Origin of the sequence: Pseudomonas sp. R43(2017) (assembly GCF_002112345.1) — a bacterium.
GTDB lineage: Bacteria > Pseudomonadota > Gammaproteobacteria > Pseudomonadales > Pseudomonadaceae > Aquipseudomonas > Aquipseudomonas kribbensis.
The window spans coordinates 291,714-314,210 of record NZ_NEHJ01000011.1 but is presented as its reverse complement, the minus strand read 5'-3'; the positions used below and the strand labels follow the sequence as shown (position 1 = coordinate 314,210).

The following is a 22,497-nucleotide window of genomic DNA, read 5'->3' as shown; positions in this document are numbered from 1 at the left end:
GAGGGCTTTATGGCTCGTACTACTCCGATTAGTCGCTACCGTAACATCGGTATCGTCGCTCACGTGGATGCTGGTAAAACCACCACCACCGAGCGCGTCCTTTTTTACACTGGCAAAAGTCACAAAATGGGCGAGGTGCATGACGGCGCCGCGACCACAGACTGGATGGTTCAGGAGCAGGAGCGTGGTATTACCATTACTTCTGCTGCCATTACCGCCTTCTGGAAAGGTTCCGAGAAGCAGTACCCGCACGAGCATCGTTTCAACGTAATCGATACCCCGGGCCACGTAGACTTCACCATTGAAGTAGAACGTTCCCTGCGCGTACTCGACGGCGCTGTCGTTGTGTTCTGCGGTACTTCGGGTGTTGAGCCTCAGTCGGAAACCGTATGGCGTCAAGCCAACAAATACGGCGTTCCACGTCTTGTTTACGTAAACAAGATGGACCGTGCTGGCGCCAACTTCCTGCGCGTGATCGGTCAGATCAAACAGCGTCTGGGTCACACTCCGGTGCCGATCCAGCTGGCTATCGGTTCGGAAGACAACTTCCAGGGTCAGATCGACCTGATCAACATGCAAGCTGTTTACTGGAACGACTCTGACAAGGGTATGGTTCCTGTTCGCAAGGAAATCCCTGCGGACATGCTCGAGCTGGCCACTGAATGGCGCAGCAACATGGTTGAAGCTGCGGCTGAAGCCAGTGAAGAGCTGATGAACAAGTACCTGGAAGGTGAAGAGCTGTCGATCGCCGAGATCAAGGCTGCTCTGCGTCAGCGTACTATCGCTGGTGAAATCGTTCTGGCTGTTTGCGGTTCGTCCTTCAAGAACAAGGGTGTTCCCCTGGTTCTCGACGCCGTTATCGACTTCCTGCCTGCTCCGACCGACATTCCTGCTATCAAGGGTTCCAACCCTGATAACGAGGAAGAAGAGATGGAGCGTCATGCAAGCGACGACGAGCCGTTCGCGGCTTTGGCGTTCAAGATCGCTACCGACCCATTCGTGGGTACTCTGACCTTCGTCCGCGTTTACTCGGGCGTGTTGAACTCCGGCGACGGCGTGATCAACTCGGTCAAAGGCAAGAAAGAGCGCGTGGGTCGTATGGTGCAAATGCACGCAAACGCCCGTGAAGAGATCAAGGAAGTACGCGCTGGCGACATCGCGGCCCTGATCGGCATGAAGGACGTCACCACTGGTGAAACCCTCTGCAACGCTGACAAGCCAATCATCCTGGTTCGCATGGACTTCCCGGAGCCGGTTATTTCGGTTGCCGTAGAGCCTAAGACCAAGGATGACCAGGAAAAAATGGGTATCGCTCTGGGCAAGCTGGCTCAGGAAGACCCGTCTTTCCGCGTTAAAACTGATGAAGAGACTGGTCAAACGATCATCTCCGGCATGGGCGAGCTGCACCTGGACATCCTGGTTGACCGGATGCGCCGTGAGTTCAACGTCGAAGCCAACATCGGCAAGCCTCAAGTTTCGTACCGTGAGCGCATCACGAAGAACTGCGAAATCGAAGGCAAGTTCGTTCGTCAGTCCGGCGGTCGTGGCCAGTTCGGTCACTGCTGGATTCGCTTTGCTCCTGCTGACGAAGGTCAGGAAGGTCTGCAATTCCTGAACGAAGTAGTAGGTGGTGTGGTTCCTAAGGAATACATCCCGGCTATCCAGAAGGGTATCGAAGAGCAGATGAAGAACGGCGTTGTTGCCGGCTATCCGCTGATCGGCCTGAAGGCTACCGTGTTCGATGGTTCTTACCACGACGTCGACTCCAACGAGATGGCGTTTAAAGTGGCTGCTTCCATGGCGACCAAGCAACTGGCCCAGAAGGGCGGTGGTGAGTTGCTCGAGCCGATCATGGCGGTAGAGGTTGTTACGCCTGAAGACTATATGGGTGACGTGATGGGCGACCTTAACCGTCGTCGCGGCATGATCCAGGGTATGGAAGACACAGTGTCCGGCAAGGTTATCCGTGCCGAAGTTCCACTGGGTGAGATGTTCGGTTATGCGACCGACGTTCGTTCCATGTCTCAGGGTCGCGCAAGCTACTCTATGGAATTCAAAAAATACGATACGGCTCCGTCGCACATCGTCGAATCCGTTACCAAAAAACAAGGCTGATTCAGCCCCTTTAGGCTAGGAGTTAATTGTCGTGGCTAAAGAAAAATTTGATCGTTCCCTACCGCACGTAAACGTTGGCACCATCGGCCACGTTGACCACGGTAAAACCACTCTGACCGCTGCTCTGACTCGCGTCTGCTCCGAAGTTTTCGGTTCGGCCGTAGTTGAATTCGACAAGATCGACAGCGCTCCAGAAGAAAAAGCTCGCGGTATCACCATCAACACCGCGCACGTTGAGTACAACTCGAACATTCGTCACTACGCTCACGTTGACTGCCCAGGTCACGCTGACTACGTGAAGAACATGATCACCGGTGCTGCCCAGATGGACGGCGCGATCCTGGTTTGCTCGGCTGCCGATGGTCCGATGCCACAAACTCGTGAGCACATCCTGCTGTCCCGTCAGGTAGGCGTTCCGTACATCGTGGTTTTCCTGAACAAGGCTGACCTGGTAGACGACGCAGAGCTGCTGGAACTGGTTGAGATGGAAGTTCGCGACCTGCTGTCCACCTACGACTTCCCAGGCGACGACACTCCGATCATCATCGGTTCGGCTCGTATGGCGCTGGAAGGCAAAGACGACAACGAAATGGGCACCACCGCTGTCAAGAAGCTGGTGGAAACTCTGGACAGCTACATCCCAGAGCCAGAGCGTGCTATCGACAAGCCATTCCTGATGCCAATCGAAGACGTGTTCTCGATCTCGGGTCGTGGCACCGTGGTAACTGGTCGTATCGAGCGTGGTATCGTCCGCGTTCAGGACGCCCTGGAAATCGTTGGTCTGCGTGACACCACCACCACCACCTGCACTGGTGTTGAGATGTTCCGCAAGCTGCTGGACGAAGGTCGTGCTGGCGAGAACTGCGGCGTTCTGCTGCGTGGTACCAAGCGTGACGACGTTGAGCGTGGTCAGGTTCTGGTTAAGCCGGGTTCGGTTAAGCCGCACACCAAGTTCACCGCAGAAGTTTACGTTCTGAGCAAGGAAGAAGGCGGTCGTCACACTCCGTTCTTCAAGGGCTACCGTCCACAGTTCTACTTCCGTACTACTGACGTGACTGGTAACTGCGAGCTGCCAGAAGGCGTTGAAATGGTAATGCCAGGTGACAACATTCAGATGACTGTTACCCTGATCAAAACCATCGCGATGGAAGACGGTCTGCGTTTCGCTATCCGTGAAGGCGGTCGTACCGTCGGCGCTGGCGTCGTAGCCAAAATCATCGAGTAATCTCTTCTTTGAGATAGCTTCGATGAGTTGAAAAAGCCCCCGCTTAGCGGGGGCTTTTTTATTGGGTTGACACCTATCTGGGGCGTCTATAGAATTGCGCCTCCTTTTAACGGGCGTATTGCGCCCGGTGGGAATAGCAGCCGGAGTCTGAAATCCAATGCAAAATCAGCAAATCCGTATCAGGTTGAAGGCTTTTGACCATCGCCTGATCGACCAATCAACCCAGGAAATCGTGGAAACCGCGAAACGTACTGGTGCTCAAGTGCGTGGTCCAATTCCACTGCCTACCCGTAAAGAGCGGTTCACCGTTCTGGTTTCCCCGCACGTCAACAAAGACGCGCGTGACCAGTACGAAATCCGCACTCATAAGCGCGTTCTGGACATCGTCCAGCCAACGGATAAAACCGTTGATGCTCTTATGAAGCTTGATCTTGCGGCCGGTGTGGAAGTGCAGATCAGCCTCGGCTAAGACTCGGTCTTGGTCGTGTAACGCTCTGAAATGGGCGGCCATAGCGGGTGAAAGCCCCGTACACTCATGAGGTTTACAACATGACTATTGGTGTAGTCGGTCGTAAAGCGGGTATGACCCGTATTTTCACCGAAGAAGGTGTCTCCATTCCGGTCACGGTCATTGAGATCGAGCCGAATCGCGTCACCCAGTTCAAAACTGAAGAAACCGATGGCTATCGTGCAGTGCAAGTCACTGTCGGCGAGCGTCGTGCTTCCCGTGTTACAGCTGCTCAGGCTGGCCACTTCGCCAAGGCGAACGTAGCCGCTGGTCGTACCGTAATGGAATTCCGCCTTGAAGAAGGCGAGTACCAGGCCGGCGATCTGATCAACGCTGAAATCTTCGCTGCTGGTCAACTGGTTGATGTAACCGGTCAGTCCAAAGGTAAAGGCTTCCAGGGTACGATCAAGCGTTGGAATTTCCGCGGGCAAGATAACACCCACGGTAACTCCGTATCCCACCGCGTCCCAGGCTCTATCGGCCAGTGCCAGACTCCTGGTCGTGTATTCAAGGGCAAAAAAATGTCCGGTCATATGGGCGCTGAGCGCGTGACCGTGCAGTCCCTGGAAGTAGTGCGCGTGGACGCTGAACGCAATCTGTTGTTGGTCAAGGGTGCTGTTCCTGGCGCTACTGGCGGCAACCTGGTTGTACGTCCAGCAGCCAAGGCTCGCGGTTAAGGGGAAGCTGACATGCAATTAAATGTAAATGACGCTCAAGCGATCGAAGTTTCCGAACTGACATTTGGCGGCGAGTTCAACGAGACGCTGGTTCACCAAGCAGTCGTGGCCTACATGGCTGGCGGCCGTCAAGGTAGCAAGCAGCAAAAGACCCGTTCCGACGTTCGTGGTGGCGGTAAGCGCCCATGGCGTCAGAAAGGTACTGGCCGTGCTCGTGCCGGTACTATCCGCAGCCCAATCTGGCGCGGCGGCGGCACCACTTTCGCAGCTCGTCCACAGGATCACTCCCAGAAGCTGAACAAGAAGATGTATCGCGCAGCAATGCGTTCCATCCTTGCTGAGCTGGTGCGTACTGATCGTCTGGTCGTGGTTCAGGATTTCGCAGTTGAAACTCCGAAAACCAAAGACCTGCTGGGCAAACTGAACAACATGAGCCTGACCGACGTTCTGATCGTGTCTGACGCTGTTGATCAGAACCTGTACCTGGCTGCTCGTAACCTGCCACACGTAGATGTACGTGACGTGCAAGGTTCCGATCCAGTTAGTCTGATCGCATACGACAAGGTGTTGATCACCGTGTCGGCCGTGAAGAAATTCGAGGAGCTGCTGGGATGAACCAGGAACGCGTATTTAAAGTTCTGCTTGGCCCGCACGTTTCCGAGAAGGCTACGGTTCTGGCAGACAAGAAAGGCCAGTTCGTTTTCAAGGTTGCTACCGATGCAACCAAGCTGGAAATCAAGAAGGCCGTCGAAAGCCTGTTCAGCGTGAAAGTTGAGCGTGTTACTACCCTGAACGTTCTGGGTAAGAGCAAGCGCACCGCTCGCGGTCTGGGCAAGCGTAATGACTGGAAGAAGGCAGTTATCTCCCTTCAGCCAGGCCAAGATCTCGATTTCAGCAGCAGTGCTGAGTAAGGAAGGGGTGCATCATGGCAATCGTTAAATGCAAACCGACTTCCCCTGGCCGCCGTTTTGTGGTCAAGGTGGTCAACCAGGAGCTGCATAAAGGCGCTCCTCACGCACCGCTGCTCGAGAAAAAATCGAAGTCTGGTGGTCGTAACAACAATGGCCGCATTACCACTCGTCACATCGGTGGTGGTCATAAGCAGCATTACCGTATGGTCGATTTTCGTCGCAACGACAAAGATGGCATCGTCGCCACTGTCGAGCGTATCGAATACGATCCCAACCGTACTGCTCACATCGCACTGCTGTGCTACGCAGACGGCGAGCGCCGCTACATCATCGCCCCTAAAGGCGTGAGTGCTGGCGACCAGCTGATCGCAGGCGCTCTGGCTCCAATCAAGCCAGGCAACGCTCTGCAACTGCGCAACATTCCAGTCGGTTCTACCGTACACGGCATCGAACTGAAGCCAGGTAAAGGTGCACAGATCGCTCGTTCCGCTGGCGCTTCGGCTCAGCTGATCGCTCGTGAAGGTGTCTACGTTACCCTGCGTCTGCGTTCCGGTGAAATGCGTAAAGTGCTGGCTGAGTGCCGTGCGACCCTGGGCGAAGTCTCGAACTCCGAGCACAGCCTGCGTTCGCTGGGTAAAGCTGGTGCCAAGCGCTGGCGTGGCGTTCGCCCAACCGTTCGTGGTGTTGCCATGAACCCGGTTGACCACCCACATGGTGGTGGTGAAGGTCGTACCTCTGGTGGTCGTCATCCGGTATCGCCATGGGGCTTCCCGACTAAGGGCGCGAAGACTCGTGGTAATAAGCGTACCGACAAAATGATCGTCCGTCGTCGCAAGTAAATAGAGGGATACGACAGTGCCACGTTCTCTGAAAAAAGGTCCTTTTATTGATCTTCACCTACTGAAGAAGATCGAAGTGGCGGCGGAAAAGAACGATCGCAAACCAATTAAGACTTGGTCGCGTCGTTCGATGATCCTGCCACAAATGGTCGGTCTGACCATCGCAGTACACAACGGTCGTCAGCACGTCCCAGTTCTCGTTAACGAAGACATGGTCGGCCACAAACTGGGCGAGTTCGCCGGTACCCGCAACTATCGCGGGCACGTGGCAGACAAGAAAGCCAAGCGTTAAGGGGTAAGGAAATGGAAGTAGCCGCTAAGTTGTCGGGCGCTCGAATCTCCGCCCAGAAAGCCCGCTTGGTCGCCGACCAGATCCGCGGGAAGAAGGTGGGCGAAGCGCTCAACCTGTTGGCTTTCAGCAGTAAGAAAGCCGCCGAGATCATGAAAAAAGTGCTGGAGTCGGCCGTAGCCAACGCCGAGCATAACGAAGGCGCAGACGTTGATGACCTGAAGGTCAGCACCGTTTTCGTCAACGAAGGGCGTTCGCTGAAGCGCATCATGCCACGTGCCAAAGGCCGTGCTGATCGCATCGTCAAGCGGTCTTGCCATATCACTGTCAAGGTTGCTGACAAGTAACGGAGTCGAAGAGATGGGTCAGAAAGTACATCCCATTGGCATTCGCCTGGGAATCGTCAAGGAGCACACCTCCGTCTGGTACGCAGACGGTCGGACTTATGCGGACTATTTGCTCGCAGATCTGAAGGTGCGTGAGTATCTCCAAGACAAACTAAAAAGCGCGTCCGTAAGCCGTATCGATATCCATCGTCCGGCTCAAACTGCACGCATCACCATCCACACCGCTCGTCCAGGTATCGTTATCGGGAAGAAAGGTGAAGATGTTGAAAAACTGCGTCAGGACCTGACCAAGCAAATGGGTGTGCCTGTGCACATCAATATCGAAGAGATCCGCAAGCCGGAGCTCGACGGTATGCTGGTTGCCCAGAGCGTAGCTCAGCAGCTGGAGCGTCGTGTGATGTTCCGTCGCGCCATGAAGCGCGCCGTACAGAACGCCATGCGCATTGGTGCCAAAGGCATCAAAATCCAAGTGAGCGGTCGTCTCGGCGGTGCTGAAATCGCACGTACTGAATGGTATCGCGAAGGTCGTGTGCCACTGCACACCCTGCGTGCCGATATCGACTATGCCACCTACGAAGCTCACACCACCTACGGTGTGATCGGTGTAAAGGTTTGGATCTTCAAAGGCGAAGTAATTGGTGGTCGCCAAGAAGAACTGAAACCACAAGCACCAGCGCCTCGTAAAAAAGCTGCTAAGTAAGGGGTACGCCAAATGTTGCAACCAAAGCGTACGAAGTTCCGCAAGCAGATGACCGGCCACAACCGTGGTCTGGCACTGCGCGGTAGCAAAGTCAGCTTCGGCGAGTTCGCGCTGAAGTCTGTTGCTCGTGGTCGTCTCACCGCTCGTCAGATCGAGTCAGCGCGTCGTGCTCTGACCCGTCACGTAAAACGTGGTGGCAAGATCTGGATCCGTGTATTCCCGGACAAGCCGATCTCCAAGAAGCCTCTCGAGGTTCGTATGGGTAAAGGTAAGGGTAACGTGGAATACTGGGTTGCCCAGATTCAGCCAGGCAAAGTCCTGTATGAAATCGAGGGTGTTTCTGAAGAGCTGGCGCGTGAGGCTTTCGCCCTGGCTGCTGCAAAGCTGCCGCTCGCCACCTCCTTTGTTAAACGGACGGTGATGTGATGAAAGCGAATGAACTTCGTGAAAAATCCGCACAGCAGCTGAACGAGCAACTGCTCGGCTTGCTGCGCGACCAGTTCAATCTGCGTATGCAGAAAGCAACTGGCCAGTTGGGGCAGTCTCATCTGCTCTCGCAAGTTAAGCGTGACATCGCTCGCGTGAAGACTGTGCTCAACCAGCAGGCAGGTAAGTGATCATGGCTGAAGCCGAAAAAACTGTCCGTACGCTGACTGGCCGTGTTGTCAGCGACAAGATGGACAAAACCATCACCGTTCTGATCGAGCGTCGCGTTAAGCACCCGATCTACGGTAAATACGTTAAGCGTTCGACTAAGCTGCACGCGCACGACGAAACCAATCAGTGCCACATCGGCGACAAAGTCACTATTCGTGAAACTCGTCCGATGGCCAAGACCAAGTCTTGGGCGCTGGTTGATGTTCTCGAACGCGCTGTGGAAGTCTAAGGGCTAGGGGTCGGAGAAATTATATGATTCAGACTCAATCCATGCTCGATGTGGCCGATAACAGCGGCGCTCGCCGTGTTATGTGCATCAAGGTGCTGGGTGGCTCCCATCGTCGTTACGCTGGTATCGGTGACATCATCAAAGTTACCGTGAAGGAAGCAATTCCTCGCGGTAAAGTGAAAAAAGGCCAAGTGATGACTGCTGTTGTAGTCCGCACTCGTCACGGCGTACGTCGTGCTGATGGCTCCATTATCCGCTTTGATGGCAACGCTGCTGTTCTTCTGAACAACAAGCAAGAGCCGATCGGCACCCGTATCTTTGGGCCAGTGACCCGTGAACTTCGTACTGAGAAGTTCATGAAGATCGTCTCGCTCGCCCCAGAAGTGCTGTAAGGAGATCCGACATGCAAAAGATTCGTCGTGACGACGAGATCATCGTGATCGCCGGCAAAGACAAAGGTAAGCGCGGTAAGGTGCTGAAGGTTCTTGCTGACAACCGTCTGGTTGTTGGTGGTCTGAACCTGGTCAAGCGTCATACCAAGCCTAACCCGATGTCGGGCGTACAGGGCGGTATCGTCGAGAAAGAAGCGCCACTGCACGCTTCCAACGTCGCCATCTTCAACGGCGAAACCAACAAGGCTGACCGCGTTGGTTTCAAAGTAGAAGACGGTAAGAAAATTCGTGTCTTCAAGTCGACCCAAAAAGCGGTTGATGCTTGAACACTGCTAGGTAGAAGACCATGGCACGACTAAAAGAGATTTACCGGAAGGAAATCGCACCGAAACTTAAGGAAGAACTTAAGCTTTCGAACGTGATGGAAGTTCCGCGCGTTACCAAAATCACCCTGAACATGGGTCTGGGCGAAGCGATCGGCGACAAAAAAGTCATCGAACACGCTGTTGCTGACCTGGAAAAGATCACCGGCCAGAAAGTCGTTGTGACCTACGCTCGCAAATCCATCGCTGGCTTTAAAGTCCGTGAAGGTTGGCCGATCGGCGTCAAAGTGACCCTGCGCCGTGAGCGTATGTACGAGTTCCTGGATCGTCTGCTGTCGATCTCCCTGCCTCGGGTTCGCGACTTCCGCGGCCTGAATGCCAAGTCCTTCGATGGTCGTGGCAACTACAGCATGGGCGTGAAAGAGCAGATCATTTTCCCGGAAATCGACTACGACAAGATCGATGCTCTCCGCGGTCTGGACATTACCCTGACCACCACTGCCAAGAACGATGACGAAGGCCGCGCTCTGCTGCGCGCTTTCAAATTCCCGTTCCGCAACTGATTGGAGTAGGAAAATGGCCAAGAAGAGCATGAAAAACCGTGAGCTGAAGCGTCAGCTCACCGTTGCCAAGTACGCCACCAAGCGTGCAGCGCTGAAAGCTATCATCGTCGATCTGAACGCAAGTCCAGAAGCGCGTTGGGAAGCTACCGTAGCTCTGCAGAAGCAGCCACGTGACGCAAGTGCTTCGCGCATGCGTAACCGCTGCCGCCTGACTGGTCGTCCGCACGGCGTTTACCGCAAGTTCGGCCTGGGCCGTAACAAGCTGCGTGAAGCTGCAATGCGTGGTGACGTTCCAGGTCTGGTTAAAGCCAGCTGGTAATTGCTGTCAAAGTCTCGATGGTCGGGGTCGCAAGAACCTGACCATCGGTGGCCTTGAACATGAATCAAGCCCCTTTTGGGGCTTGATTCATTTCTGGGGTGTGTCTAGAATGACCGGCTCGCCTGAGCCCGTGTTTTTCTGCCCGGAATTTCTCGGCGACAAGTAGTAGCCGCAAGGCTAATTTTTCTGTATTAGGAGCGTCTAGCCCATGAGTATGCAGGACCCGTTAGCGGACATGCTAACTCGAATCCGTAATGCCCAGATGGCTGAAAAGTCCGTCGTAAGCATGCCTTCTTCCACGTTGAAGGTGGCTGTAGCTAAAGTCCTGAAGGACGAAGGTTACATCGCGGGTTATCAGATCAGCAGCGAAACCAAACCACTGCTGTCTATCGAGCTGAAATATTTCGAAGGCCGTCCGGTTATCGAAGAAGTCAAGCGCGTTAGCCGTCCAGGCCTGCGTCAGTACAAGTCCGTCGAAGAACTGCCAAAAGTACGTGGCGGTCTCGGCGTGTCTATCGTCTCCACCAACAAAGGTGTGATGACTGATCGTGCTGCGCGCGCTGCCGGTGTCGGCGGCGAAGTTCTTTGCACTGTGTTCTAAGGGGGGATAAGCATGTCTCGCGTCGCTAAGAACCCCGTTAAGCTGCCAGCCGGTGTCGAAGTAAAATTCGCAGGCCAACAGCTTTCGGTGAAGGGTGCCAAGGGTACTCTTGAACTGAACGTCCATTCGTCCGTTGAGATCGTTGAAGAAGCCGGTGAGCTGCGTTTTGCTGCTCGCAATGGCGATCAGCAGACTCGCGCAATGGCCGGTACCACTCGTGCGTTGGTAAACAACATGGTCCAGGGCGTAAGCCAAGGCTTCGAGCGCAAGCTCCAGCTGGTCGGTGTTGGTTACAAAGCGCAAGCAAAAGGTCAGGTGCTGAACCTGGCTCTTGGCTTCTCGCACCCAGTGGATTACGAACTGCCGGAAGGCATCACCGCTGAGACTCCTAGCCAGACCGATATCCTGATCAAGGGCATCGACAAGCAGCTGGTAGGTCAAGTGGCCGCCGAGATCCGCGACTTCCGTCCACCAGAGCCGTACAAAGGCAAAGGTGTGCGCTACGCGGACGAAGTCGTCCGTCGTAAAGAAGCCAAGAAGAAGTAGGGCATAGCAAATGACCGACAAAAAAGTTACTCGACTGCGTCGCGCTCGCAAAGCACGCCTGAAAATGCACGAACTCGAAGTCGTGCGTCTCTGCGTGTTCCGCTCTTCGCAGCACATCTACGCCCAGGTCATTTCGGCCGACGGCAACAAAGTCCTGGCAAGCGCCTCGACTTTGGATAAAGAACTGCGTGATGGCGCCACTGGCAACATCGACGCGGCCACTAAGGTTGGCCAGCTGGTCGCTACGCGTGCTAAGGCCGCTGGCGTCTCGCAGGTGGCTTTCGACCGCTCTGGCTTCAAGTACCACGGCCGCGTAAAAGCGCTGGCTGATGCTGCTCGTGAAGCTGGGCTGGAGTTCTAAGTTATGTCAAATAACGACCAAAAGCGCGACGAAGGCTACATTGAGAAGCTGGTTCAAGTTAACCGCGTAGCCAAAACCGTTAAAGGCGGCCGTATCTTCACTTTCACCGCGTTGACCGTGGTTGGTGATGGTAAGGGCCGTGTTGGCTTCGGCCGTGGCAAGTCGCGTGAAGTGCCTGCTGCGATCCAGAAGGCAATGGAAGCTGCTCGCCGCAACATGATCCAGGTTGATCTGAACGGCACTACTCTGCAGTACGCAATGAAGTCCGCTCACGGCGCTTCGAAGGTGTACATGCAGCCTGCTTCTGAAGGTACCGGTATCATCGCTGGCGGCGCTATGCGTGCTGTCCTCGAAGTTGCTGGCGTTCAGAACGTTCTGGCCAAGTGCTACGGCTCGACTAACCCTGTAAACGTGGTTCACGCCACTTTCAAGGGTCTGAAAGCCATGCAATCTCCTGAATCCATTGCAGCCAAGCGTGGCCTGCGTGTTGAGGAGATCAAGTAATCATGGCTACCGTTAAAGTTACGCTGATCAAAAGCATGACCGGCCGCATCCCTAACCACAAACTGTGCGTTAAGGGTCTGGGTCTGCGTCGCATCGGTCACACTGTAGAAGTCCAGGATACTCCCGAGAATCGCGGGATGATCAACAAGGCTTACTACATGCTGCGTGTCGAGGGTTAATCGATGAAACTCAATGATCTGAGTCCAGCGCCGGGTTCCCGTCGCGAAAAGCATCGTCCGGGCCGTGGTATCGGTAGTGGTTTGGGTAAGACTGGTGGCCGTGGTCACAAAGGTCAGACCTCCCGCTCCGGTGGCACCATTGCTCCAGGCTTTGAAGGCGGTCAACAGCCGCTGCATCGTCGCCTGCCGAAGTTCGGTTTCGTTTCCCTGAAAGCCATGGACCGCGCAGAAGTGCGTCTGTCCGAGCTGGCTAAAGTGGAAGGCGACATCGTCACCGTGCAGTCCCTGAAAGATGCCAACGTGATCAACGTCAACGTACAGCGTGTGAAAATCATGCTGTCCGGTGAAGTGACTCGCGCTGTCACTATCGGCAAGGGAATCGGCGCCACCAAAGGTGCGCGTGCGGCTATCGAAGCAGCTGGCGGCAAGTTCGAGGAATAAATGGCTAAGCAAGGTGCTCTCTCTGCGCTCGGCAAAGGCGGTATGTCTGAACTCTGGGCTCGTCTGCGTTTTCTGTTCCTGGCGATTATCGTCTACCGAATAGGCGCACACATCCCGGTTCCAGGTATCAACCCGGACCGACTCGCGGACCTGTTTCGACAGAATGAGGGGACCATTCTTAGCTTGTTCAACATGTTTTCCGGCGGCGCGCTGGAGCGGATGAGCATCTTTGCACTGGGGATCATGCCTTACATTTCGGCATCGATCATCATGCAACTGATGACCGCCGTCAGCCCGCAGCTGGAGCAGTTGAAGAAGGAAGGTGAAGCTGGCCGTCGCAAGATCAGCCAGTACACCCGCTACGGCACCGTCGTCCTCGCTCTCGTTCAGGCCATTGGCATGTCCATTGGTCTGGCGGGGCAGGGCGTTGCGTTCACTGGTGACTTTGGCTTCCATTTCGTCGCGGTATCCACGTTTGTGGCTGGTGCGATGTTCATGATGTGGCTGGGTGAGCAGATTACTGAGCGTGGTGTAGGCAACGGTATCTCGATGTTGATTTTTTCGGGAATCGTCGCCGGTCTTCCGAGAGCAATCGGGCAGTCTTTCGAGTCTGCGCGTCAGGGGGATATCAACATCTTCGCCCTGGTTGCCATCGGTTTGCTGGCAGTAGCGATTATCGGTTTCGTGGTGTTCATTGAGCGTGGTCAGCGTCGTATCGCTGTTCACTACGCCAAGCGTCAGCAAGGCCGCAAGGTTTTCGCTGCGCAGACTAGCCACTTGCCGCTGAAGGTGAACATGGCCGGTGTTATTCCGGCTATTTTCGCGAGCAGCATTTTGCTGTTCCCGGCTTCGTTGGGTGCCTGGTTCGGTCAGTCTGAAGGTATGGGCTGGTTGCAGGACATCTCGCAGTCGATCGCTCCTGGTCAGCCGTTGAATATTCTGCTGTTTAGTGCAGGGATTATTTTCTTCTGCTTCTTCTATACGGCGTTGATGTTCAATCCGAAAGACGTAGCGGAAAACCTGAAGAAGTCCGGTGCCTTTATTCCGGGCATCCGTCCAGGTGAGCAGTCTGCGCGCTACATTGATGGCGTTCTGACTCGCTTGACCATGTTCGGTGCTCTTTACATGACGGCCGTGTGCCTGTTGCCCCAGTTCCTGGTGGTTGCAGCAAACGTTCCGTTCTACCTTGGCGGGACCTCGTTGCTGATCGTGGTCGTGGTTGTGATGGACTTCATGTCCCAAGTACAATCGCACCTCGTTTCGCACCAGTACGAATCCCTGATGAAGAAAGCCAACCTGAAGGGTTACGGCAGCGGCATGTTGCGCTGAGTACCCATAAGGTTCGAGGAGTTGGTGATGAAAGTTCGTGCATCGGTGAAAAAGCTGTGCCGTAACTGCAAGATTATTCGCCGCGAAGGTGTTGTTCGAGTAATTTGCAGCGCGGAACCGCGTCACAAACAGCGCCAAGGCTGAGTGTGATTGTGCTTCAAGCCCGGCAGCTAGTGCGCTGCCGGGTTGATTATTTGTTATTACAGCGATATTATCTCGCGCCCTATTTCTTGGCTTCCGGGGCGTAGGTAGCTGTCAATTGGAGTCCCACTGAATGGCCCGTATTGCAGGCGTTAACATTCCAGATAACAAGCATACTGTTATCTCGCTGACCTACATCTATGGTGTTGGTCGCACTACTGCGCAGAAAATCTGTGCAGTGACTGGGGTAAACCCAGCAGCAAAGATCAAGGATCTGAGCGACGAGCAAATTGAACAGCTGCGTGGCGAAGTGGCGAAGTTCACCACTGAAGGTGACCTGCGTCGCGAAATCAACATGAAAATCAAGCGCTTGATGGACCTCGGTTGCTATCGCGGTCTGCGTCATCGTCGTGGTCTGCCAGTACGCGGTCAGCGTACCAAGACCAACGCGCGTACCCGTAAAGGTCCGCGTAAGCCGATCCGCAAGTAATCGCCCCAGCGAATCGACAGGAATTTAATCATGGCAAAACCTGCTGCTCGTCCTCGTAAAAAAGTTAAAAAGACAGTGGTTGATGGCATCGCCCACATCCATGCCTCTTTTAACAACACCATCGTGACCATTACCGACCGTCAAGGTAACGCTCTTTCCTGGGCTACCTCCGGTGGTTCGGGTTTCCGCGGTTCCCGCAAGTCCACCCCGTTCGCTGCTCAAGTAGCTGCTGAGCGTGCTGGTCAAGCTGCGCTGGAATACGGCCTGAAAAACCTCGACGTAAACGTCAAGGGCCCAGGTCCAGGTCGTGAATCCGCAGTCCGCGCTTTGAACGGCTGTGGCTACAAGATCGCCAGCATCACCGACGTGACGCCAATCCCGCACAACGGGTGCCGTCCGCCGAAGAAGCGCCGCGTGTAATCCAGGAGATTGTAAAGAATGGCTCGTTACATTGGTCCAAAATGCAAACTCGCTCGTCGCGAAGGCACCGATCTCTTCCTGAAGAGCGGCGTGCGCGCGATCGAATCGAAGTGCAACATTGAAGCAGCACCTGGTATCCACGGCCAACGCCGCGGTCGCCAGTCCGACTACGGCACCCAACTGCGTGAAAAGCAGAAGGTCCGTCGTATCTACGGCGTTCTCGAGCGTCAGTTCAGCGGCTACTACAAAGAAGCTGCTGGCAAGAAAGGTGCAACCGGTGAAAACCTGCTGCAACTGCTCGAATGCCGTCTGGACAACGTCGTATACCGTATGGGCTTTGGTTCGACTCGTGCCGAATCCCGTCAGCTGGTATCGCACAAGTCGATCAGCGTTAACGGTCAGACCGTAAACGTTCCTTCGTACCAGGTTCGTGCTGGTGACGTGGTCGCTGTTCGCGAGAAAGCAAAAAATCAACTTCGCATTGTCCAAGCTCTCGATCTGTGTGCTCAACGTGGCCGCGTAGAGTGGGTAGAAGTAGACACTGAGAAGAAGTCGGGCGTTTTCAAGAACGTTCCTGCTCGCAGTGATCTGTCCGCCGACATCAACGAAAGCCTGATTGTCGAGCTCTACTCCAAGTAAGGGCTAGAAAATAGGTGCATCCATGCAGATTTCGGTAAATGAGTTCCTGACACCCCGCCATATTGATGTGCAGGTTGTCAGTCCAACCCGCGCCAAGATCACTCTCGAGCCTCTCGAGCGTGGTTTCGGCCACACCCTGGGCAACGCGCTGCGCCGCATCCTGTTGTCCTCAATGCCCGGCTGCGCAGTAGTCGAGGCCGAGATTGACGGTGTGCTCCACGAGTACAGCGCCATCGAAGGTGTACAGGAAGACGTAATTGAAATCCTGTTGAACCTTAAAGGTCTGGCTATCAAGCTGCACGGCCGTGACGAAGTTACGCTGACCTTGTCGAAGAAGGGTTCGGGGGTGGTTACCGCTGCCGATATTCAGCTGGATCATGATGTCGAGATCGTTAATCCCGATCACGTAATCGCTAACCTGGCGTCTAACGGCGCCCTGAACATGAAGCTCACCGTAGCTCGTGGTCGTGGTTATGAACCAGCAGACTCGCGTCAGAGCGATGAAGACGAAAGCCGCAGCATCGGTCGCTTGCAGCTTGACTCTTCGTTCAGCCCGGTTCGCCGTATCGCATACGTGGTGGAAAACGCCCGTGTCGAGCAGCGTACCAACCTGGACAAGCTGGTTATTGATCTGGAAACCAACGGTACTCTGGATCCTGAAGAGGCTATCCGTCGTGCTGCAACCATCCTGCAACAGCAGTTGGCTGCGTTCGTCGACCTCAAAGGTGACAGTGAGCCAGTGGTTGTCGAGCAGGAAGACGAGATCGATCCGATCCTGCTTCGCCCGGTTGACGATCTGGAACTGACTGTACGTTCGGCTAACTGCCTTAAGGCGGAAAACATCTACTACATCGGTGACCTGATTCAGCGCACCGAAGTAGAGCTGTTGAAGACTCCGAACCTGGGCAAGAAATCCTTGACTGAAATCAAGGACGTTCTGGCCTCCCGCGGTCTGTCCCTCGGCATGCGCCTCGACAACTGGCCGCCTGCAAGTCTTAAGAAGGACGACAAGGCGACTGCCTGATCGTCGTAATCACCGAACGTAGTGTTTGGTAAGGAATGAACCATGCGTCATCGTAAAAGTGGTCGCCACCTGAGCCGCACCAGCTCGCACCGCAAGGCCATGTTCCAAAACATGGCTGTGTCGCTGTTCGAGCACGAGCTGATCAAAACTACTCTGCCAAAAGCCAAAGAACTGCGCCGCGTTGCCGAGCCGCTGATCACTCTGGCCAAGACAGACAGCGTTGCTAACCGTCGTCTGGCTTTCGACCGTACTCGTTCGAAAGCTATCGTTGGTAAGCTCTTCAACGACCTGGGCAAGCGTTACGCTACCCGTGAGGGTGGCTACCTGCGCATCCTCAAGTGCGGTTTCCGCGCTGGCGACAACGCGCCTATGGCGTACGTCGAACTGGTTGATCGTGCTGTCGGCGGTGAAGCTGTATCCGCTGAGTAAGACGTCAGTCTGAAACAAAGAACCGGGCCTAGTGCCCGGTTTTTTGTGCCCGTAAGAAATGCGCCGTTCGTACAAGCATCTACCCTGTCTGGGTCTGCACTATGTGTTGGGTTTTGTTGTTAGTTATTTTCTATTGATAACCATGAGTTAATGAATTTGTGGCTGTCATATTGATGATCGATACTCCCCAACAAGCCGATTAGCCGGCAGTTCAAGACTGACAGAGGAAGAAGATCGCATGAGCCAGAACAAGACGCTTACGACTGCCAGCGGTGCACCAGTCGCCGATAACCAGAACTCTCGCTCCGCCGGGCCGCGCGGACCGTTGCTGCTCGATGACTTTCATTTGATCGAGAAGCTTGCTCACTTCAACCGCGAAAACATTCCTGAGCGCCGTGTGCATGCCAAGGGTTCGGGCGCCTACGGTACCTTCACCGTCACTCGCGATATCACGCAATACACGAGCGCCAAGCTGTTCTCTGCTGTGGGTAAGCAGACGCCGACTTTCCTGCGATTCTCCACAGTGGGCGGTGAGCGTGGCTCGGCAGACACCGAGCGCGATCCTCGTGGTTTTGCCCTGAAGTTCTACACCGAAGAAGGCAACTGGGACATCGTTGGCAACAACACACCCGTGTTCTTCATTCGTGATCCGCTGAAGTTTCCTGACTTTATCCACACCCAGAAACGCCTGCCGCAGAGCAACCTGAAAAGTGCACAAATGATGTGGGACTTCTGGTCGCACTCGCCCGAGGCGCTGCATCAGGTCACCATTCTGTTCTCTGATCGCGGTATCCCGGATGGCTACCGCCATATGCACGGCTTCGGTAGCCACACTTACAGCTTGATCAGTGCACAAGGCGAGCGTCACTGGGTGAAGTGGCACTACAAGACCAAGCAAGGGATCAAAAACCTCGCGCCGGCAGATGCGGCACGCCTGGCGGGCACTGATCCGGATTACGCGCAGCGCGACTTGTTCGAGGCCATCGAGCGTGGTGACTTCCCGAAATGGAGCGTGTGCATCCAGATCATGACCGAGGCCCAGGCCGCGGCGCATTACGAGAACCCGTTCGACGTGACCAAAACCTGGTCGCAGAAGGAGTTCCCGCTGATCGAAGTCGGTGAGCTGGAGTTGAATCGTAATCCGCTGAACTACTTTGCTGAAGTCGAGCAAGCCGCGTTCGGCCCAAGCAACATGGTGCCAGGCGTCGGACTTTCGCCGGATCGCATGCTGCAAGGTCGCGTATTCGCTTATGCCGATGCGCATCGCTATCGCGTAGGAACCAATCACCAGCAACTGCCGGTGAACGCCCCGCGTAGCCCGGTCAACACTTACCAGCGTGACGGTTCGATGGCTTTTGGCAGCAACGGTGGCGCGGCCCCGAACTACGAGCCGAACAGCTACGTGGAGTCGCCGAAACAAGCTCCGCATTACGCCGAGCCGGCACTGGCCCTGAGCGGTGCGGCTGATCGCTACGATCACCGCGAAGACACCGACTATTACAGCCACGCGGGTGCGCTGTTCCGTTTGATGAGCGACGAGCAGAAAGCCTTGCTGGTCAACAATATCGCCGGTGCGATGGCCGGTGTTTCGAGTGATGTGGTGGACCGACAGTTGCAGCATTTCTACAAGGCTGACCCGGCGTACGGAGAAGCAATCGCAAAGCTGCTCAACGTACAGCTTAACGAAGTCTAAACGAGAAGCAGAACCGCCCTCATTAGGGCGGTTTTTGCGTTATTTAACCTGCTTTTCTCAGAATATCTTCGCTTTTATTGCGCGAAGTAAGTGACCTTGCGGTCATGTTGGTTCAAACTACAGACTTTCAAGAAGGGAGATGTAGGGCGATGCAAGGCCACCCAGACGTTATCGATTATCTCAACACGTTGCTGACCGGCGAACTGGCCGCGCGTGACCAATATTTCGTTCACTCGCGGATGTATGAGGACTGGGGATTCACCAAGCTCTACGAACGAATCAACCACGAGATGGAAGAAGAAGCCGGTCATGCTGACGCTTTGATGCGCCGGATTCTCATGCTCGAAGGCACCCCGCGCATGCGTCCGGATGACCTGGATGTCGGCACCACGGTGGAAACCATGCTCGAAGCGGATCTGCGTCTGGAGTACAAGGTGCGTGCCGCACTGTGCAAAGGCATCGAGCTGTGCGAGAAGCACGGCGACTACGTAAGCCGCGATATCCTCAAGCTTCAGCTGCATGACACCGAAGAAGATCACACCTACTGGCTGGAAAAGCAGTTGGGCCTGATCAAGTTGATCGGTATCCAGAACTACCTGCAATCCCACACATCCTGATTGCAACCGATACAAAAAAGCCCCTGTCACTGAGGAAGTGACAGGGGCTTTTTCATGCCCGGCAATCAGGCCCGATCGCGGACCAGCAGTGGCTTGAGGTAATGACCGGTGTGAGATTGCTTCATCTCGGCCACTTCCTCAGGCGTACCGGTAGCGATGATCTGACCGCCTTTCGAGCCACCCTCGGGGCCGAGATCCACCAGCCAGTCGGCGGTCTTGATCACGTCGAGGTTGTGCTCGATCACGACCACGGTGTTGCCGTGATCGCGCAGGCGATGCAGCACATCGAGCAGTTGCTGGATGTCCGCGAAGTGCAGACCGGTGGTCGGCTCATCGAGGATGTACAGGGTCTTGCCGGTGTCACGCTTGGACAGCTCGCGGGACAGTTTGACCCGCTGCGCCTCACCACCGGACAGCGTGGTCGCCGACTGTCCGAGCTTGATGTACGACAGGCCCACATCCATCAACGTCTGCAGCTTGCGCGCCAGCGCCGGCACTGCGTCGAAGAACTCCCGCGCTTCCTCGATCGTCATCTCGAGGGTTTCGTGGATGCTCTTGCCCTTGTATTTGATTTCCAGGGTTTCGCGGTTGTAGCGCTTGCTCTTGCACACATCGCACGGCACGTAGATATCCGGCAGGAAGTGCATTTCCACCTTGATCAGACCGTCGCCCTGGCAAGCCTCGCAACGACCGCCCTTGACGTTGAACGAAAAGCGCCCCGGGCCATAACCACGAGAGCGGGACTCCGGCACGCCGGCGAACAGCTCGCGGATCGGCGTAAACAGCCCGGTGTAGGTCGCCGGGTTGGAGCGTGGCGTACGACCGATCGGGCTCTGGTCGATATCGACGACCTTGTCCAGATGCTCCAGGCCCTTGATGCTGTCGTGGGCTGCCGCTTCCAGTGTGGTCGCGCCGTTGAGTGCCGTGGCGCTCAGGGGGAACAGCGTGTTGTTGATCAGCGTCGACTTGCCGGAGCCGGAAACACCGGTCACGCAGGTCAGCAGGCCGATCGGGATCTCCAGATCGACATTGCGCAGGTTGTTGCCCCGCGCGCCCTTGAGCGACAGCACCTGCTTCTTGTTGCGCGGCGTGCGTTTGGCCGGCACTTCGATCTTGACCCGACCCGACAGGTATTTGCCGGTGAGCGAGTCCGGGTGCGCCATGACTTCATCCGGCGTACCTTCGGCGACGATTTGCCCGCCATGAACCCCGGCGCCCGGGCCGATATCCACAACGTAGTCAGCCAGACGGATCGCGTCTTCGTCGTGCTCGACCACGATCACCGTGTTACCGATATCGCGCAGGTGCTTGAGGGTGCCGAGCAGACGGTCGTTGTCACGCTGGTGCAGACCGATGGACGGCTCATCGAGGATGTACAGAACGCCAACCAGACCGGCGCCGATCTGACTGGCCAGACGAATCCGCTGGGCTTCGCCACCAGATAACGTGTCCGCACTGCGATCCAGCGACAGGTAATCCAGCCCCACGTTGACCAGGAACTGCAGACGCTCGCGGATCTCCTTGAGAATCTTGTCGGCAATTTCACCACGGCGGCCGGTCATCTTCAGCTCGCCGAAGTAGTCGCAGGCATCACCGATCGGCAGGTTGGTCACCGCCGGCAGGGTTTTCTCGCCAACCCACACATGTCGCGCTTCGCGACGCAGGCGGGTGCCGCGGCAATCCGGGCAGGACTGGGTGCTGAGGAACTTCGCCAGTTCTTCGCGCACGCTCGCCGATTCGGTTTCGCGGTAGCGACGCTCGAGGTTCGGCACAATGCCTTCGAACGGGTGCGAACGCTTGACGATGTCACCGCGGTCGTTGAGATACTTGAAATCGACGTTCTGCGAACCGCTGCCATGCAGAATGTATTTCTGCTGATCGGCTGGCAGTTCGTTGAACGGCTGCTCGAGGCTGAAGCCGTAATGCGCGGCCAGTGAACCGAGCATCTGGAAGTAATAGACGTTGCGCCGGTCCCAGCCGCGGATCGCGCCTTCGGCCAGCGTCAGTTCACCGTTGACCAGACGCTTGATGTCGAAGAACTGCTTCACGCCCAGACCGTCACAGGTCGGGCAGGCGCCGGCCGGGTTGTTGAAGGAAAACAGCTTGGGTTCCAGTTCGCTGATCGCATGGCCGCAGATCGGGCAGGCGAAGCGCGCGGAGAAGATCATCTCTTCGCCCGGCTCGTCGTCCATTGGTGCCACGAGAGCGATGCCGTCCGCCAGTTTCAGTGCGGTCTCGAAGGATTCGGCCAGACGCTGCTGCAGATCGGCGCGAACCTTGAAGCGGTCGACCACGACTTCAATGGTGTGCTTCTTCTGTTTATCCAGCTTTGGCAGCTCGTCGAGCTCGCAGAGCCGGCCGTTGACCCGGGCGCGGACGAAGCCCTGAGCGCGCAGTTCTTCGAACACCGACAGATGCTCGCCCTTGCGCTCGCGGATGACCGGGGCCAGCAGCATCAATTTACTGCCTTCCGGCTGTGCCAGCACCAGATCGACCATCTGGCTGACGGTCTGCGCTTCCAGCGGAATGTCGTGATCCGGGCAGCGTGGCGTACCGACGCGCGCATAGAGCAGACGCAGGTAGTCGTAGATCTCGGTGATGGTGCCGACCGTGGAGCGCGGGTTGTGCGAGGTCGACTTCTGTTCTATGGAGATCGCCGGCGACAGGCCTTCGATGGTGTCGACGTCGGGTTTTTCCATCATCGACAGGAACTGCCGGGCATAGGCCGACAGGGATTCGACATAGCGGCGCTGACCTTCGGCATAGAGCGTGTCGAAGGCCAGGGACGACTTGCCGGATCCGGACAGGCCGGTGATGACGATCAGTTTGTCCCGTGGCAGGGTCAGGTCGATGTTCTTCAGGTTGTGGGTACGGGCCCCACGTATCAGGATCTTGTCCAAAGTGGCCTCGCTCGGCGGGCGTCGAAAACACAGGAGTATACGGCCAAATACTGGATGGATGCACACTATCGAATGAAGGGTTTTCTACC

33 protein-coding genes are annotated in these 22,497 nt (G+C 55.9%); 32 read left to right on the top strand and 1 reads right to left on the bottom strand.

Annotated elements, in window-relative coordinates; translation table 11 throughout:
• Positions 1 to 9 precede the first annotated feature (9 nt).
• The 32 genes from fusA to bfr all read left to right on the top strand — a co-directional run bounded on the left by fusA (position 10) and on the right by bfr (position 19,508).
• Positions 10 to 2,115, top strand: coding sequence for an elongation factor G (fusA, locus tag CAG02_RS28135; protein WP_085712351.1), 2,106 nt, complete (start codon positions 10 to 12; stop codon positions 2,113 to 2,115).
• Positions 2,116 to 2,146: 31 nt separating this feature from the next.
• Complete coding sequence (gene tuf / locus CAG02_RS28130) at positions 2,147 to 3,340, top strand: elongation factor Tu (protein ID WP_010220303.1); 1,194 nt, start codon at positions 2,147 to 2,149, stop codon at positions 3,338 to 3,340.
• A gap of 157 nt (positions 3,341 to 3,497) precedes the next feature.
• Positions 3,498 to 3,809, top strand: a complete 312-nt coding sequence (rpsJ, locus tag CAG02_RS28125; RefSeq protein WP_003186070.1) for a 30S ribosomal protein S10 — start codon at positions 3,498 to 3,500, stop codon at positions 3,807 to 3,809.
• 80 nt (positions 3,810 to 3,889) lie between these two features.
• Positions 3,890 to 4,525 (top strand): 50S ribosomal protein L3, encoded by a 636-nt coding sequence (rplC, locus tag CAG02_RS28120; protein ID WP_007955641.1) that lies wholly within the window; start codon positions 3,890 to 3,892, stop codon positions 4,523 to 4,525.
• Positions 4,526 to 4,537: 12 nt separating this feature from the next.
• Complete coding sequence (rplD, locus tag CAG02_RS28115; RefSeq protein WP_003228735.1) at positions 4,538 to 5,140, top strand: 50S ribosomal protein L4; 603 nt, start codon at positions 4,538 to 4,540, stop codon at positions 5,138 to 5,140.
• The gene (gene rplW, locus CAG02_RS28110) at positions 5,137 to 5,436 is read left to right on the top strand and encodes a 50S ribosomal protein L23 (RefSeq protein WP_002555488.1); all 300 of its coding nucleotides are present in this window, start codon (positions 5,137 to 5,139) and stop codon (positions 5,434 to 5,436) included. The genes rplD and rplW overlap by 4 nt, the downstream gene beginning before the upstream one ends.
• A gap of 14 nt (positions 5,437 to 5,450) precedes the next feature.
• Positions 5,451 to 6,275: a 50S ribosomal protein L2 gene (gene rplB, locus CAG02_RS28105; RefSeq protein WP_016772943.1), complete on the top strand. Its 825-nt coding sequence runs from the start codon at positions 5,451 to 5,453 to the stop codon at positions 6,273 to 6,275.
• Positions 6,276 to 6,291: 16 nt separating this feature from the next.
• Positions 6,292 to 6,567 carry a 30S ribosomal protein S19 gene (gene rpsS, locus CAG02_RS28100; RefSeq protein WP_011336172.1) on the top strand — a complete coding sequence of 92 codons (276 nt, stop codon included), beginning with the start codon at positions 6,292 to 6,294 and terminating at the stop codon, positions 6,565 to 6,567.
• A gap of 11 nt (positions 6,568 to 6,578) precedes the next feature.
• On the top strand, positions 6,579 to 6,911 hold the full coding sequence (rplV, locus tag CAG02_RS28095) for a 50S ribosomal protein L22 (RefSeq protein ID WP_003103908.1): 333 nt from the start codon (positions 6,579 to 6,581) through the stop codon (positions 6,909 to 6,911).
• Positions 6,912 to 6,924: 13 nt separating this feature from the next.
• The gene (rpsC, locus tag CAG02_RS28090) at positions 6,925 to 7,611 is read left to right on the top strand and encodes a 30S ribosomal protein S3 (protein WP_085688068.1); all 687 of its coding nucleotides are present in this window, start codon (positions 6,925 to 6,927) and stop codon (positions 7,609 to 7,611) included.
• A gap of 12 nt (positions 7,612 to 7,623) precedes the next feature.
• Complete coding sequence (gene rplP, locus CAG02_RS28085; RefSeq protein ID WP_003228729.1) at positions 7,624 to 8,037, top strand: 50S ribosomal protein L16; 414 nt, start codon at positions 7,624 to 7,626, stop codon at positions 8,035 to 8,037.
• On the top strand, positions 8,037 to 8,228 hold the full coding sequence (rpmC, locus tag CAG02_RS28080) for a 50S ribosomal protein L29 (protein WP_002555481.1): 192 nt from the start codon (positions 8,037 to 8,039) through the stop codon (positions 8,226 to 8,228). Before rplP ends, rpmC begins: the two co-directional genes overlap by 1 nt.
• A 2-nt stretch (positions 8,229 to 8,230) precedes the next feature.
• Complete coding sequence (rpsQ, locus tag CAG02_RS28075) at positions 8,231 to 8,497, top strand: 30S ribosomal protein S17 (protein WP_003194644.1); 267 nt, start codon at positions 8,231 to 8,233, stop codon at positions 8,495 to 8,497.
• 23 nt (positions 8,498 to 8,520) lie between these two features.
• Entirely contained in the window at positions 8,521 to 8,889 is a 369-nt protein-coding gene (rplN, locus tag CAG02_RS28070) for a 50S ribosomal protein L14 (protein WP_002555479.1), read from the top strand.
• 11 nt (positions 8,890 to 8,900) lie between these two features.
• Positions 8,901 to 9,215, top strand: a complete 315-nt coding sequence (gene rplX / locus CAG02_RS28065) for a 50S ribosomal protein L24 (protein ID WP_003186046.1) — start codon at positions 8,901 to 8,903, stop codon at positions 9,213 to 9,215.
• Positions 9,216 to 9,235: 20 nt separating this feature from the next.
• The gene (rplE, locus tag CAG02_RS28060) at positions 9,236 to 9,775 is read left to right on the top strand and encodes a 50S ribosomal protein L5 (RefSeq protein ID WP_003210069.1); all 540 of its coding nucleotides are present in this window, start codon (positions 9,236 to 9,238) and stop codon (positions 9,773 to 9,775) included.
• Positions 9,776 to 9,788: 13 nt separating this feature from the next.
• Positions 9,789 to 10,094: a 30S ribosomal protein S14 gene (rpsN, locus tag CAG02_RS28055; protein WP_003228726.1), complete on the top strand. Its 306-nt coding sequence runs from the start codon at positions 9,789 to 9,791 to the stop codon at positions 10,092 to 10,094.
• Between the two features lie 208 nt (positions 10,095 to 10,302).
• Positions 10,303 to 10,695, top strand: a complete 393-nt coding sequence (gene rpsH / locus CAG02_RS28050) for a 30S ribosomal protein S8 (protein WP_011336171.1) — start codon at positions 10,303 to 10,305, stop codon at positions 10,693 to 10,695.
• A gap of 12 nt (positions 10,696 to 10,707) precedes the next feature.
• Complete coding sequence (gene rplF / locus CAG02_RS28045; RefSeq protein WP_065259511.1) at positions 10,708 to 11,241, top strand: 50S ribosomal protein L6; 534 nt, start codon at positions 10,708 to 10,710, stop codon at positions 11,239 to 11,241.
• A gap of 10 nt (positions 11,242 to 11,251) precedes the next feature.
• Positions 11,252 to 11,602, top strand: coding sequence for a 50S ribosomal protein L18 (rplR, locus tag CAG02_RS28040; RefSeq protein WP_003186037.1), 351 nt, complete (start codon positions 11,252 to 11,254; stop codon positions 11,600 to 11,602).
• 3 nt (positions 11,603 to 11,605) lie between these two features.
• Positions 11,606 to 12,106, top strand: coding sequence for a 30S ribosomal protein S5 (gene rpsE, locus CAG02_RS28035; protein ID WP_007955637.1), 501 nt, complete (start codon positions 11,606 to 11,608; stop codon positions 12,104 to 12,106).
• A gap of 2 nt (positions 12,107 to 12,108) precedes the next feature.
• Positions 12,109 to 12,285, top strand: coding sequence for a 50S ribosomal protein L30 (gene rpmD, locus CAG02_RS28030; RefSeq protein WP_003176408.1), 177 nt, complete (start codon positions 12,109 to 12,111; stop codon positions 12,283 to 12,285).
• A gap of 3 nt (positions 12,286 to 12,288) precedes the next feature.
• Positions 12,289 to 12,726: a 50S ribosomal protein L15 gene (rplO, locus tag CAG02_RS28025; protein WP_003228720.1), complete on the top strand. Its 438-nt coding sequence runs from the start codon at positions 12,289 to 12,291 to the stop codon at positions 12,724 to 12,726.
• Positions 12,727 to 14,055 (top strand): preprotein translocase subunit SecY, encoded by a 1,329-nt coding sequence (gene secY / locus CAG02_RS28020; protein ID WP_003228718.1) that lies wholly within the window; start codon positions 12,727 to 12,729, stop codon positions 14,053 to 14,055. It abuts the gene before it with no gap.
• Between the two features lie 27 nt (positions 14,056 to 14,082).
• Positions 14,083 to 14,199: a 50S ribosomal protein L36 gene (gene rpmJ / locus CAG02_RS28015; RefSeq protein ID WP_002555468.1), complete on the top strand. Its 117-nt coding sequence runs from the start codon at positions 14,083 to 14,085 to the stop codon at positions 14,197 to 14,199.
• 130 nt (positions 14,200 to 14,329) lie between these two features.
• The gene (rpsM, locus tag CAG02_RS28010) at positions 14,330 to 14,686 is read left to right on the top strand and encodes a 30S ribosomal protein S13 (protein WP_003186020.1); all 357 of its coding nucleotides are present in this window, start codon (positions 14,330 to 14,332) and stop codon (positions 14,684 to 14,686) included.
• Between the two features lie 30 nt (positions 14,687 to 14,716).
• The gene (gene rpsK, locus CAG02_RS28005) at positions 14,717 to 15,106 is read left to right on the top strand and encodes a 30S ribosomal protein S11 (protein WP_002555466.1); all 390 of its coding nucleotides are present in this window, start codon (positions 14,717 to 14,719) and stop codon (positions 15,104 to 15,106) included.
• An 18-nt stretch (positions 15,107 to 15,124) separates the two neighbouring features.
• Positions 15,125 to 15,745, top strand: coding sequence for a 30S ribosomal protein S4 (rpsD, locus tag CAG02_RS28000; protein ID WP_003176404.1), 621 nt, complete (start codon positions 15,125 to 15,127; stop codon positions 15,743 to 15,745).
• 22 nt (positions 15,746 to 15,767) lie between these two features.
• Positions 15,768 to 16,769 carry a DNA-directed RNA polymerase subunit alpha gene (rpoA, locus tag CAG02_RS27995; RefSeq protein ID WP_003186012.1) on the top strand — a complete coding sequence of 334 codons (1,002 nt, stop codon included), beginning with the start codon at positions 15,768 to 15,770 and terminating at the stop codon, positions 16,767 to 16,769.
• A gap of 42 nt (positions 16,770 to 16,811) precedes the next feature.
• Positions 16,812 to 17,198: a 50S ribosomal protein L17 gene (gene rplQ / locus CAG02_RS27990; RefSeq protein ID WP_007955635.1), complete on the top strand. Its 387-nt coding sequence runs from the start codon at positions 16,812 to 16,814 to the stop codon at positions 17,196 to 17,198.
• Positions 17,199 to 17,436: 238 nt separating this feature from the next.
• Entirely contained in the window at positions 17,437 to 18,891 is a 1,455-nt protein-coding gene (locus tag CAG02_RS27985; protein ID WP_085712350.1) for a catalase, read from the top strand.
• 149 nt (positions 18,892 to 19,040) lie between these two features.
• Positions 19,041 to 19,508 carry a bacterioferritin gene (gene bfr / locus CAG02_RS27980; RefSeq protein ID WP_065259514.1) on the top strand — a complete coding sequence of 156 codons (468 nt, stop codon included), beginning with the start codon at positions 19,041 to 19,043 and terminating at the stop codon, positions 19,506 to 19,508.
• Between the two features lie 65 nt (positions 19,509 to 19,573).
• On the opposite strand, the gene uvrA is transcribed toward bfr, so the two are convergent.
• On the bottom strand, positions 19,574 to 22,408 hold the full coding sequence (uvrA, locus tag CAG02_RS27975; protein WP_085712349.1) for an excinuclease ABC subunit UvrA: 2,835 nt from the start codon (positions 22,406 to 22,408) through the stop codon (positions 19,574 to 19,576).
• Positions 22,409 to 22,497 lie beyond the last annotated feature (89 nt).